Raw genomic sequence first — 12,918 nt, 5'->3', positions numbered from 1 at the left:
GTAGGACAAGGAGGACTGGACATGCTGCGAAGAAGGAACCGGAATGTTTTGCTCAAAAAGATCGGGTTCATCGCGATCATTGTAATATTGCTGTGGTTGATTGCCAGAACTATTCCGTATCTGTTTCAGGCAGATACAACGGATGGAGCTGCTGCTGTTGCCGAAGAGTTTTACAAATATGAGCAGACGGGTGACTTCGGCAGTTCGTGGGAACTCTTTCATCCCCTGATGAAAGAGCGGTTTCCCAAGAGTGCTTACGTACAGAACAGAGCACATATATTTATGCAACATTTTGGCGTGGAGACCTTTGAACTGGAGATGGACAAGCCGGAGCGCGAGTTTGATGTAACCGTGATCGATGGCGTTAAGCCATTCTCAGAAGCCTTCAGAATCCGGGTCACCCAGAAGTACTCAGGGACCTTTGGCCAATTCGATATTTTGCAGACCTGTTATCTGGTAAAGGATGGCGATGAGTGGACCTTACTCTGGTATTATCCAAATCAGAAAAATGATAATACCTCGCAGGTCGACAATAGTGACTAATCAGGAAATAATATTAATCCATACATTGAACCGAATTGTATCATTTACCTAACATGAGGCTCTGTAAATGCGAGACTTTTGTCGCATTTATGGAGCTTTTTTTGCGTTTTGCTTGTTTTTATGGCTGTAAAGCCTTGACATTAGTTCCGGTGTCAAGTAAATTACGAGATAGATACAAAATGTATCAATTTTCAGCTTCTAACGACAAATAACAAGGACTTCTAAGCTCCTTGTGAGGGGAAGGAATATTATTGATCGAAACGGGCCGCTTTTACTGTGTCAGTTGTGGGATGATTGTGTCGGTCACTAGAAGCTCTGTCGAAATGAAGGAAGAGGGCAATGGAGGCAATCACGTATTTCGCACCGGATTCTACCGGAGTGAAATGCCGCTTGGATGCTGTGAAGCGTGTGTAGTTGAAGCGAAACGTCAGGGGAAATCCCAGTTTGCGGGACAATATACTAAAGATTATGATACACTATGTTCATATGAGAAACGGGCATGAGTTATGTGCTCGTCCATGAAGGAGGGGATTGAATGCAGCAGGAGCCGGTCGTCCGGATTCAGGGCGTCAGCAAAATCATATCCTCCCGATCATTGGTCAGCGACCTGACTCTGGATATTTCTCCGGGGCAGGTTTTTGGTTTTTTAGGACCTAATGGCGCGGGGAAAACAACAACGATTCGGATGATGGTTGGATTGATGTCCATCAGTAAAGGTGACATTTTCATCTCGGGACACAGTGTGAAGAATGAATTTGAGAAGGCGGTAGCTCAAGTAGGAGCTATTGTGGAAAATCCGGAAATGTACAAGTTTCTGACCGGGTACCAGAATCTCGTTCACTTTGCCCGCATGTCGCCAGGAGTTACGAAAGAACGTATTGCGGAAACGATTGAGCGTGTGGGGCTTACGGCTCGTATTCACGATAAGGTCAAAACCTACTCACTGGGCATGCGCCAGCGTCTGGGTGTCGCGCAAGCGATATTACATAAACCGAAGCTGCTTGTACTGGATGAGCCGACCAATGGTCTGGACCCACAGGGTATACGTGAACTGAGAGATTATTTGCGTCAGCTCACCCAAGAGGAAGGCATTACGGTCTTTGTATCCAGTCATTTGTTGTCAGAGATGGAGCTGATGTGTGATACGGTGGCCATCATCCAGAATGGCAAGCTGATCGATGTAAGAAACCTTCGGGCTGAAGCCGGTTCGGATGCATTAATCGAAGTTGCTTTTGAGCTGAATGATGCTGACCGCGCTGCGGATCTGATTCAGGGTGCTATCGTACAGGGCAGTGTCCTGGTGATGCGAGTGTCTCGTGAGCAGATTCCGGATATCAATGCCAAGCTGGTTAGCGAAGGGTTTCAGGTATACGGTATTCGTAACGTGACTCACACCCTGGAAGAACAATTCTTGCAAGTCACTGGGGGTGGAGGCATTGGGTAGTTTCGGTAATCTGATATTGAATGAAAATATGAAAATTTTCCGTCGTCCCCGTACCTGGATCATGTTATCGATTCTGGCGCTGATCTCGCTATTAATGCCAGTGTTACTGAGAGAAGGAATGGGGTCCAATGAAGTTTTGTACTGGGAAGCCGCTGTAACGACCATCCAGATTACGTTTTTCCTGAACACGATCTTCTGTGTTGTGATTGCAGCGGAATCGGTCGCGGGCGAATTTACCTGGGGAACCATTAAGCTATTGCTGATCCGTCCATGGTCACGAAGCAAAGTTCTGGCTTCCAAATACTTGACCGTAGTTGGCTTCAGCATTGTCAGTACATTGCTAATCATCGCGATGGCCATGCTAACGTCTTATATCCTTTTCTCGCATGATGCTCCGGGAGGAAGCAGTAGTCCGGCTACGAATGCTTTGACGTTATGGGGATATTTGTACGTTGATCTGTTCATTACACTTGCGATTGCCTTTATGGTGTCCTCCGTATTTCGTTCAGGCGCACTTGCGATTGGATTATCCTTGTTCATTATGTTCTCACAGAGTATCTTCTCACTCATATTCAATCCGGTCCGTTATGAGTGGGCCAAGTATGTTCTGTTCAACAACATGGATCTTAGCAAATACATGACCTCCGGGGCGGATTTTGCGCTAATGGGTGGTCCAAGTGCAGGAATGACACTGGGTTTCTCTATTGCAGTTCTGGCGGTGTATTACGTTATTTTCATGGTAATTTCCTGGGTTGTATTCAGCAAAAGAGATGTGGCAGGCTAACGCCTGCTTCTTTTTTTGCTCCAATGCTGTTTTGGAAAGAAAAAAAGGGTATATTCAGCATCGCCTGTGGCATGGCTGTTATTTAAGGGTACTTAGTATCATAAGTAAATGACTAGATATACATATTACCGCCGCAGTCAATTTGGCAGAGCAGCGTATGGAGGGATTACGTTTCTTGATAAACAACAAGTTTTACCGTATATGCACAGCGATTATTCTGCTGCTGCTCATCGTGTATCTGGGGGATAAAGTGAACTTTATTTTCAACCCCCTGACCTCACTAATTCACATCATTATTATTCCGCTGCTGATTGCCGGGTTTTTCTATTATCTGCTCCGTCCGCTCGTCGATTATATGGAAAGGCATAAGATCAAGCGTGCATTGTCAGTTCTGATTATTTATGTCGTAATTGCATTAGTACTTGCAGGTTTTAGTGTGCTCGTATGGCCTTCCCTGCGTGAACAATTGATGAATTTTGTGGAGAATGCTCCGGCATTGGTCACTTCGCTCAAAGATCAGTTGAATAAATTCGAGAGGAGTGGTTTTCTTGCCAGATATCTGCCTGAGGATTCCAATCTGTTCTCACGTTTCTCCGAATTTCTGAGTCAAGGGGTTACAACGGTAACCGATTATGTATCCGGATTGTTCTCGGTGGTGTCCAATCTGGTCATCATTCTGGCTACGTTCCCGATTATGCTGTATTACATGCTCAAGGAAGGCAGGAAATTTGGAACCAACCTCACCCTATTACTTCCCAGACATTATCGTAAGGATGGCGAAGAAATGGTTCATGAAATTGATGAAGCGTTAAGCAGCTATATTGTAGGCCGTGTCATTGTTAATGTGGCTTTGGGTATCCTGATGTATATTGGTTTTCTCTTTCTTGGATTGCCATATGCGCTTCTCTTGACGGTTGTATCCATTATTCTGAACTTCATCCCTTATGTGGGTGCTTTGCTGGCAGCTATTCCGGTTGTCATTGTTGCGTTTATCGAATCACCTTCGATGGCGATCTGGTCACTAGTCATCATTGTAATCGCACAGCAAATTCAGGATAACCTGATCTCTCCATATGTCTATGGCAAGCAGCTCGATATTCATCCACTGACTACCGTTATTCTTTTGCTCGTGGGTGCTGACCTGGGAAATATCTTGGGTATGATCATCGTTATTCCCCTGTATATGATTATAAAAATTATAGTTCGCAAAATCCATTATCGGATTGTCGAAGATAAGACTGAAACTTAAATGGAATTTGAAATACAACGCTGTCATGTGCCACTACTAATGTTTGTTATTGAATCACTCCAATAAGCTCAACAGGATAAGCCGCATACCAACGCTGAAGGGTCAGGTAAGTTTGCCCTCACCATTGGTATGCGGCTTTTTTTATACATATTGCTTACTATTGTTATACCTGTTATATTTAATATATAACAGATAACAAAAAGAAGGTGAACTCTTGATTATTCAACTGGATATGCAATCCGAACTTCCCATCTATTCACAACTTGTTTATCAGATTATTGAAGGCATTGCTAGTGGTGAGTTACAGCTAGGTGAGGCGTTACCTTCGGTTCGGAATTTGGCCGCAGATATCGGTGTTAACCTTCACACCGTCAACAAGGCTTATACACTACTCAAGCAAGATGGATACATTCTGGTTCATAGACAAAAGGGAGTTGTAGTGAACCCTGATGGAATGCCTGGTCTAACGGATGCTTTTTTGAAAAAGCAGCAAAGTGAATTAAGACCGATTATTGCCGAAGCGATCTGTCGTGGAATGACCAAAGAGGAACTATCTACGGTGTTAAACCAAATGTATGATGATGTGAAGATGGGCCACAACAAAGAATAAAGGATCAAGGGAGTGTGTTATGTATGCAGCTATTTAGTATATTGCCTATCATTTTAATCTTTGTTCCATTAGCCTTACTTCTATCCTTTGCACCCTATCTGACAAGGGAAACAATTAGCTTTGGGGTTACGGTAAGTCAATATAATTACTACACACCAGTCTTACGTAAGCTCCGGAGAACGTTTGCTACAGTAAGTCTGATCGGAAACGGGTTAATTATTCTTGCTTGTCTGTATGTACCCCGATCTGCCAATGAAGAGTCTACCGCAATGATTACCGGTGTTTGCACAATGATATTCATTGTGTACTGGGCCGCACTACACATATTATTTCATTTCAAGATGAAAAAGATAAAAGAAACACTTACAACTGTAGAGTCATCTCCAAGGGTTAAAATCGATACCACCTTCCGCCAAAATAAACTCACCTATTCCAACTATTGGTTTCTCGTTCACATTGCTATTATTGTAGCCATTGCGATCATTACAATCTTGAATTATAACGCACTACCTAACGTCATTCCGATGAAATATGATCTTCAGGGCCATGTCACTTCCAGTGTGCCCAAAACCTACCTTTCGGTACTGGCTATTAACCTTGTACAGCTAGGAATCATTGCACTGATGATGTTGATGAACTGGAGTATTAAAACAAGCAAGCAACAGCTTACTCCATCTAATCCTGCCCAATTTGCTGCTGATCATATCCGATTCCGCCGTAAGTGGTCCCTATTTACGATCATAACAGGCCTGCTTCTTACCATCTTATTTGCCTTCATTCAGATCAATATGTTCGTTCCTAATCAAGTCTTGTTAACTGTGATTAGTCTGATCACTTCAGTGGCGATCTTATTAGGGGTTATATTGCTGTCTCTCACAGGCAGACAAGGCGGTGGAAAAATTAGGAATCATCAGGAAGATCGCGAACGGTCCAAGGAGCAGCCTGTGAATGACGATGATTATTGGAAGCTTGGCTTTATTTACTTCAATGCCAATGATCCTTCTTTTACCGTAGAAAAACGTTATGGAATAGGCTGGACGATTAACTTCGCTCGTCCACTATCTTGGGTCCTAGTGTTATTCATTATTGCTATTGTTGTTTTAAGCAGAGTTCTGAGCCAATAAAAGCTCATAATTCTATGCATATAATAGATGAAATTAATTATTAGGAGGAGTTATTACAATGAACAATTGGAAAAAGCTATTACTTTCTCTTACTTTCGTAGGTCTTATCCTTCCGGTGACATCCATCTCAGAAGCTGCTGAAAAACCCGCTGGTAGTAAAAATCTTGTTCCTATTCGTGAGATTGCAGAAAAGAATGGGGCAGAGGTATCTTGGCAACAAAAAACAGGACAAATCACAATACGAAAAAGTGAGCTTACGATTGTAGTTAAGGTAGGAGAGAAACAGGCGATGGTGAATGGGCAAGCCATATCCTTAGACAATCCTGTTCAGTTAACGAAAGGAGTTACCTATATGGAGGGGGGATTTCTGACCGAGACGCTGAAGGCAGCACCTGAGGACATATTCATTTCACTTATAAGTGAGGGCGATGGCAAGGAGGCCGCCAAGTATGTTCATACCTCTGTGAGTGGAGTGTTGTCACCGAAGATGTTGAGTCAGCTATGGGGAGCTTTAGAAGGACAAAATGGCAAAATTACAAGTGAAGCCATAGCTAAACACGTAGAAAATAATACCGTGCATCGCAATGTTACCTATACTTTTAAGACAGAGCTAACTCGTTTAAATATTACGGTCAGAATGAATCATAACGGACTTGTGGATGATTTGCATATTGCCGCCGCTACTCCAGATGTGTATCAAAAACCAAGCTACGACGACCCATCTGCCTATACAGAACAAGACATTACGGTTGGTCAGGGTGATCTAGCTTTGCCAGGGACATTAACTTTGCCCAAGGGAGAGGGACCTTTCCCGGTTGTCATTCTGGTACACGGATCTGGGCCTAGCAATCAAGATGCTGCCATTGGTGGTGCAAAGCCGTTTCGCGATCTTGCGGTAGGTTTAGCTTCACAAGGCGTTGCTGTATTAAGATACGATAAGATCACGTATGAGCATACCTACAAGGTGGCTTCACAGCCTAAATTCACATTAAAACAAGAGAGCGTAGATCAGGTAAATGATGCAGTGGAATTCCTTAAAAAGAATACACATATTGATTCTACAGCGATTTTTGTAGCTGGACATAGTCAAGGCGGGTTTGCAATGCCGTTAATCATTGCTGAGGATAAACAACATGATATTGCAGGAAGTATTCTACTTGCTGCACCAAGTAGTAGCTTTGTGGATGTGCTTACCGAGCAGCAGGATGAATTGGTAGAGCGGATGAAGAAGCTAGGTTTAGACACGGATGTCATTCAAGGGCAAGCTGATTTTTATAAAAATGTGGCTGCGATGGTCAAAGATCCAAAATATTCTGTAGATCATCTTCCTGAGGCGTTTCCACTTCAACCTGCTTATTGGTGGTTTGAGCAGAGAGATTATGTGCCTGCGGAACTGGCTAGAACACAAAATACACCTATGCTTGTTATCCAAGGCGAAAACGATGTGCAAGTATCTATGAATCAATTCCAAACCTGGAAATCGTCTCTTCAAGGTCATTCCAATGTAACGTACAATAGCTATCCAAAGGTAAATCATCTTTTATCCAGCTATGATGAACTTTCAATTGGTCAAGAGTACACTGAGCCATCTAATGTCTCCAAAGCCATTATTGATGATATTGCGAAGTGGGTATTAAAATCAAACTAAAAAACGGGAGTTCCATTCTTGATTGATAACAGGGAGAAGTGACGGATGGGGCGATATATAAGAAGAGGAGCACTTACCAATATAGGCAAGTGCTCCTCCTTTTATTTATAAGTTCCTTTATTTAGACCAATTGGACTCTTTCTCGTCTTCATCGGTATAATCAGACATGGTCAGTGGTTCCTTGGGAACAACGGCCACTTTGTAGAACCGATTCTTGTCTTTTTCCAGCAAAACAAAGATTAGATTCTCGAACTCATATTCTTCCTGTTCGTTCATCTCGGGACGATGGCTATAGAGCCATCCACCAATGGTGTCCCACTCATCTGCATCCAGGCTGGACATAAACATGTCGTTCACCTTCGATAAGGAAACCTTACCGTCCATAATAACATAGTTCTCATTGATGACTTGAATATCTTCCACTTCGTCTGCGTCGAACTCGTCGCGAATCTCACCAACAATCTGCTCAAGCACATCCTCGATGGTTACAATTCCGGAAGTTCCTCCATATTCGTCGACCAGTACGGCGATGTGTACGCCATCCTTCTGCATTTTCTTGAGCAAATCCTTCACAGGAGTTGTTTCGTGAACAGCCGATACAGGCTGAATCAGGGAGGATAGATCAACAGGTTCATCGTTTCCGTAAAGTTCCAGGAAGAATTGTTTCGTATTAATGATACCGATGATATCGTCTTTACTCTCATTCACTACTGGAAAACGGGTATATTGTTCTTCACGAATGATCTCCAGGTTTTCCTCGTTTGTTCTATTCACATAAAGGCAGACCATATCGGTCCGGGGTACCATGATTTCTTTGGCTAACATCTCATCAAAAGCAAAGATCCGGCTTACATAACCGAATTCGGCTTGGTTGATTTTACCACTTTCAAAGCTTTCATTAATAATGATCTGCAACTCTTCTTCGGAGTGTGCATCTTCATGTTCAGAAGCAGGTTTGATTCCGAACAGTTTCACCAGTTGGTTCGCTGAGCCGTTTAACAGCCAGATAAAAGGATACATAATTCGGTTAAACCAGATGATAGGTGTAGACGTCAGTAGTGCAACAGTCTCGGCTTTCCGGATTGCAATCGTTTTTGGAGCGAGTTCACCAACCACAACATGCAGATACGTGATGGAAGCAAACGCGATTACAAACGATAAGAATGAAGAAACCGCCTCAGGAATTTGCATGCTTTCGAACACAGGGTGGAGAATCTTCTCTACCGTTGGTTCACCCAGCCAGCCTAGTCCCAGAGATGTGATCGTGATTCCAAGCTGGCAGGCGGACAAATAGCCATCCAGATTGGCAACGGCTTGTTTAACAGCCAGCGCACGTTTGTTTCCTTCTGCAATCATTTGGTCGATCCGGCTCGGTCTAACCCGTACCAGAGCGAATTCCACTGCGACAAAAAACGCCGAAAGTCCTATCAAAATCGCAACCAATACTAAATTTAACGCATACCTCTCACTGTCCATTCACTACTGTTCTCCTTTAAGTAATAAGTTTTTAACGACTATTATATCTAATTTTACGTAAGAAGACCACCTCCAGACAAAGAAATGAGGAAGAGTCTGGAAGGTGGAATGAGCAGATTGGCGTCACCATGCGAATCTGTTCCATGATAAATCTGATATGTAGAAGGGTACACAGTCAGAATATACAATGAACGAAGTAGAAATTTGAATTTCCAGAATCAAGTATTCCGTCTGCTTATGTAAAGTTTTATCTAAGTAAACGTTACGAATAGGGGGTACATTGGGTATCTATGATTAGCTGTATACATAATCGTCAAAGCTGTGTAGGTGAGAGAAAGGCAAGGTCATGAAGCTTGCCACTTGAGGAGGAAGCCGAATGTTCTGGTTGGTCATTATATTATTCGTATTTATTTTCCAGGCAGCCACAATTCTTTTGCTGGAATTTCGTAATCCGGCTAAAGCTGTGGCTTGGCTGTTTATTTTGTTTTGCGTGCCTTTGATCGGTTTTGTAGTGTACTATTTCGTGGCGCAGGATTATAACAAACGAAAAAAACTCCGCAAGGGTGGATCGCGCATCTTCCGTGAAATGAAGGAAACGATCTGGGAACAAGCCCACATCATTGGAGATGTCGAACAGATGCCTGGCGATCGTTTCAGTCACCAGCATCGATTGTTTAACCTGTTATCCCATCTGTCGGAGAGCCCGATTACAGGTTGTAACCACAGTACAGTGCTCACAAATGGTGAAGAGGCATTTGCAGCAATGCTGAGGGAAATGGAACAAGCAAAGCACCATCTGCATGTGGAATTTTACATTTTCCGTGATGATGTGATCAGTACGAAGTTTCAGGATGTCATGATACGCAAGGCAAAGGAGGGTGTGAAGGTTCGGTTTATTTGTGACGGTCTCGGCAGTCACAAGATGAGCTGGAATTTTATCCGCAAACTGCAGGATGCAGGTGTGGAGTTTCATTATTTTCTACCGCCACTGATTGCAACGATTGACCGAAGAGTCAACTACCGGAATCACCGTAAAATTGTCGTTGTGGATGGACGGGTTGGCTTCGTGGGTGGCATTAATGTAGGTGATGATTACCTTGGACAATATCCAGAGGTGGGTTTCTGGCGTGATACACATGTGCAGATTGAGGGAGATGCCGTATATTTTCTGCAAAGTACGTTCCTTAACGACTGGAAATTGGCTTCCGGTGAGCGAATTACCGAACCCCAGCTTGCAGAATTATTTCCACCCCATATCTGTAGCGGGGAAGAGCGAATTCAGATTCTGGCCAGTGGGCCGGATCAGGACTGGGATGCCATTCAGGAAATGTGTTTTGGCGCTATTTCGGTAGCTTGTGACCGGATTTACATTACCACACCTTATTTTATCCCTGATCCTGCGCTGTATGAGGCACTCAAAACAGCTGCTGTCAGTGGAGTTGATGTAAAAATTATCATTCCTTATCAATCCGATTCCAAGCTCGTGCATCTGGCGTCACTTTCATACGTGGAGGAGTTGCTGCGAGCAGGTGTTGAGTTCTTCCAATATCGTAAAGGTTTTGTACATGCCAAAGTGATGATTGTGGATGCGTTGCTTGCAACGGTAGGCACGGCCAATATGGATATGCGCAGTTTTTTTTGCAATTTTGAGTTGACGGCTGTCCTGTTCGAGTCCTCTGCGATTCGTCGTTTGATCACTGACTTTGAACGTGATCTCGGGGAATGCAGTCAGATCGATGGGGAGGGATTTCAGAAGCGTTCACGGTGGCAAAAAGGCGCGGAAATGCTTTCTCGCATGCTTTCTCCGCTTCTTTAGCCGATTTAGGGCTGATTTCTAAAGATAAGTTCACTTTTTGTGAATTTATCTTCTTTTTGCTAAGTATTTTGCTCACATTTGATCTTTTATGATATAATAGTTACATAAATCATGTCTTGGCGAAGGAGGGGAGTCTGCGGGAAAACAGGCTCCCTTTTGCTCTCTTTTGAAAGTGTAAACCGGAATTAAGACAATCTTGAATACATTTCATATAACCTTTAGGTGCTTTAATTACAGGGTGCGTACAGAATCTGAACGATACGTTTCTTCTATATGCTGGTTTCCTCTCGGTACTTAAACGATATATGAAATGGATTCACATACTGATCCAACGGGGGGGATACCATGTCCAATGTAACGGTTAAAGAACTGACATCCAAGCCTGACCGGGGTGTCAAAAGCTCGGTGTTTACATTAAAGTTGCTGCAACGTATTGTAATGATTCTGATTGGTGCTGCACTGATGGCTGTATCACTTGAAATATTCCTTGTGCCCAATGGCGTCATTGATGGGGGAATTACAGGGATTTCGATTATGGTGTCAGAGGTAACGCATCTGCCACTCGGAATATTCCTGACCTTGCTTAACTTGCCATTCCTGATTCTGGGTTACAAACAGATTGGTAAAACATTTGCGTTATCGACATTGCTAGGGATCGTGGTGATGTCCATAGGGACTGCGTTGTTGCACCACGTGCCTGCATTGACACCGGGGGAACCATTGCTTGGAGCCGTGTTTGGGGGGCTGATTCTTGGTGTGGGTGTTGGACTTGTTATTCGGTCTGGCGGTTCACTGGACGGCACGGAGATTGTGGCCATCTTGCTTAGTGAGAAATCACCGTTGTCTGTAGGACAGATCGTATTGTTCATTAACGTATTTATTTTCGCGGGAGCAGGTTTCCTGTTCGGATGGCCGAATGCCCTGTATTCCATGATTGCCTATTACATTGCGATGAAAATGATTGATATTGTGAATGAAGGACTGGATCAATCCAAATCTGTATGGATCATCAGTGAGAAGTATCGTGATATTGGTTCAGCCTTGACGGACCGTCTCGGTCGTGGAGTTACTTACCTGGATGGAGAGGGTGGATTCAGCGGTGATGAGAAGAAAATCATCTTTGTTGTTATCACTCGTTTGGAAGAAGCGAAGTTGAAATCCATCGTTGAAGATTGGGACCCGCAGGCCTTTGTGGCGATCGGTAACATTCATGATGTGAAGGGCGGACGTTTCAAGAAAAAAGGTATCCATTAGCGATTGATATACACATGAATGATAATAGCCGACACCCTTGTGATGAGGGAGTCGGCTATTTTTTCTTCAAATGCTTGAGAATGTGTTCAACGGGTTGGGGTTCAACGGCTGCGATTAAATCACCGGTTTGGTTCAAGCGTTCAATGATATTCATCAGATGGTAATCCTGGATGGAGACGTTGTTTCGAACCTCATCCCAGGTAAGGGGTGTAGAGACAGTGGCGCCAGATTTGGCACGTGGTGTATAGGGAGCGGCAAGGGTTTTGCCTCCATAATGCTGGAGATAGTCAAAATAAATGCGGTCTCCACGGTCCTTTTTAAGTCGTTCCAGTGTGAACAGATCCGGGTGCTTCTGAGTTACATATTTCCCCACAAAATAGCCGATATCCCGTAATTCATCGAAGGTTACCCCTTGCACAATGGGAACGATGATCTGAACTCCTGTTGCGCCTGAAGTTTTGGGAATCGACCTCAGACCTAGGGAAGTCAGGGTTTCGCCAACGATGAGCGCAGCTTGCATGATCCGGGGTTCATGTTCCTGAGAGGGGTCCAGATCAATCATCCATTCACAGGGCAGATGGTTTCCCACAGCATGCAGAGAAGGATGGAATTCAAGTGCGGCCAGATTGCCAAGCCATAACAATTCGGGAAGTCCATTCATGACCACATAGCGGATGCCGTCGTGAACTTCAGTCCGCACATAATCTGGTACAGGCTCAGGGGCATTCTTTTGATAGAAAAATGTCCCTCCAGCGCCGTGGGGATATCTTATCGTGGTGAGAAGTCGATTGCTCGTATACGTGAGCAGATAAGGAGCCAGAGCGGCCAGCTTTTGCAGATAGATGGCTTTGGTAACACCCGCTTCCGGCCATAACAGCTTGTCCGGGTTCGTGACTGTCAGCTCTGTGCCTTCTATTATGATGGTTCCCTGGATCTTGGGGGCCATACGGATCACCTCCTATATGTGTAA

12 protein-coding genes are annotated in these 12,918 nt (G+C 44.0%); 10 read left to right on the top strand and 2 right to left on the bottom strand.

From position 1 onward, the window contains the following. Positions 1–21 precede the first annotated feature (21 nt). From J7E78_RS23135 to J7E78_RS23100, 8 genes are all read left to right on the top strand, one after another. Complete coding sequence (locus J7E78_RS23135; RefSeq protein WP_215078357.1) at positions 22–543, top strand: hypothetical protein; 522 nt, start codon at positions 22–24, stop codon at positions 541–543. A 251-nt stretch (positions 544–794) separates the two neighbouring features. Next, a complete protein-coding gene (locus tag J7E78_RS23130; RefSeq protein WP_143760279.1) occupies positions 795–1,046 on the top strand; it encodes a hypothetical protein in 252 nt (83 codons plus the stop codon). A gap of 32 nt (positions 1,047–1,078) precedes the next feature. Then, positions 1,079–1,987, top strand: a complete 909-nt coding sequence (locus J7E78_RS23125; RefSeq protein ID WP_215078356.1) for an ABC transporter ATP-binding protein — start codon at positions 1,079–1,081, stop codon at positions 1,985–1,987. Continuing rightward, the gene (locus J7E78_RS23120) at positions 1,980–2,771 is read left to right on the top strand and encodes an ABC transporter permease (protein WP_036668933.1); all 792 of its coding nucleotides are present in this window, start codon (positions 1,980–1,982) and stop codon (positions 2,769–2,771) included. The genes J7E78_RS23125 and J7E78_RS23120 overlap by 8 nt, the downstream gene beginning before the upstream one ends. A 175-nt stretch (positions 2,772–2,946) precedes the next feature. Then, entirely contained in the window at positions 2,947–4,020 is a 1,074-nt protein-coding gene (locus J7E78_RS23115; RefSeq protein WP_251035208.1) for an AI-2E family transporter, read from the top strand. 214 nt (positions 4,021–4,234) lie between these two features. Then, positions 4,235–4,630 (top strand): GntR family transcriptional regulator, encoded by a 396-nt coding sequence (locus tag J7E78_RS23110; protein WP_215078354.1) that lies wholly within the window; start codon positions 4,235–4,237, stop codon positions 4,628–4,630. Between the two features lie 23 nt (positions 4,631–4,653). Beyond that, a complete protein-coding gene (locus J7E78_RS23105; RefSeq protein ID WP_215078353.1) occupies positions 4,654–5,754 on the top strand; it encodes a DUF1648 domain-containing protein in 1,101 nt (366 codons plus the stop codon). A 58-nt stretch (positions 5,755–5,812) separates the two neighbouring features. After that, positions 5,813–7,402 carry an alpha/beta hydrolase family protein gene (locus J7E78_RS23100; RefSeq protein WP_215078352.1) on the top strand — a complete coding sequence of 530 codons (1,590 nt, stop codon included), beginning with the start codon at positions 5,813–5,815 and terminating at the stop codon, positions 7,400–7,402. 117 nt (positions 7,403–7,519) lie between these two features. Here J7E78_RS23100 and J7E78_RS23095 read toward each other — a convergent pair whose 3' ends face one another. Continuing rightward, the gene (locus J7E78_RS23095; RefSeq protein ID WP_091033797.1) at positions 7,520–8,878 is read right to left on the bottom strand and encodes a hemolysin family protein; all 1,359 of its coding nucleotides are present in this window, start codon (positions 8,876–8,878) and stop codon (positions 7,520–7,522) included. 376 nt (positions 8,879–9,254) lie between these two features. Here J7E78_RS23095 and cls point away from each other — a divergent pair, with 376 nt between their 5' ends. Then, positions 9,255–10,694 (top strand): cardiolipin synthase, encoded by a 1,440-nt coding sequence (cls, locus tag J7E78_RS23090; RefSeq protein ID WP_215078351.1) that lies wholly within the window; start codon positions 9,255–9,257, stop codon positions 10,692–10,694. 345 nt (positions 10,695–11,039) lie between these two features. After that, the gene (locus J7E78_RS23085; RefSeq protein WP_215078350.1) at positions 11,040–11,948 is read left to right on the top strand and encodes a YitT family protein; all 909 of its coding nucleotides are present in this window, start codon (positions 11,040–11,042) and stop codon (positions 11,946–11,948) included. A 55-nt stretch (positions 11,949–12,003) separates the two neighbouring features. Here the strand turns inward: J7E78_RS23085 and ligD are convergent, their stop codons facing one another. After that, a complete protein-coding gene (gene ligD / locus J7E78_RS23080) occupies positions 12,004–12,894 on the bottom strand; it encodes a non-homologous end-joining DNA ligase (protein WP_215078349.1) in 891 nt (296 codons plus the stop codon). Between the last annotated feature and the right edge of the window lie 24 nt (positions 12,895–12,918).

It is taken from the genome of Paenibacillus polymyxa (assembly GCF_018614975.1).
In the GTDB taxonomy this organism is placed as follows: domain Bacteria; phylum Bacillota; class Bacilli; order Paenibacillales; family Paenibacillaceae; genus Paenibacillus; species Paenibacillus polymyxa_E.
The sequence above is the reverse complement of the archived record's forward strand: the minus strand, read 5'-3'. Positions and strand labels throughout refer to the sequence as shown.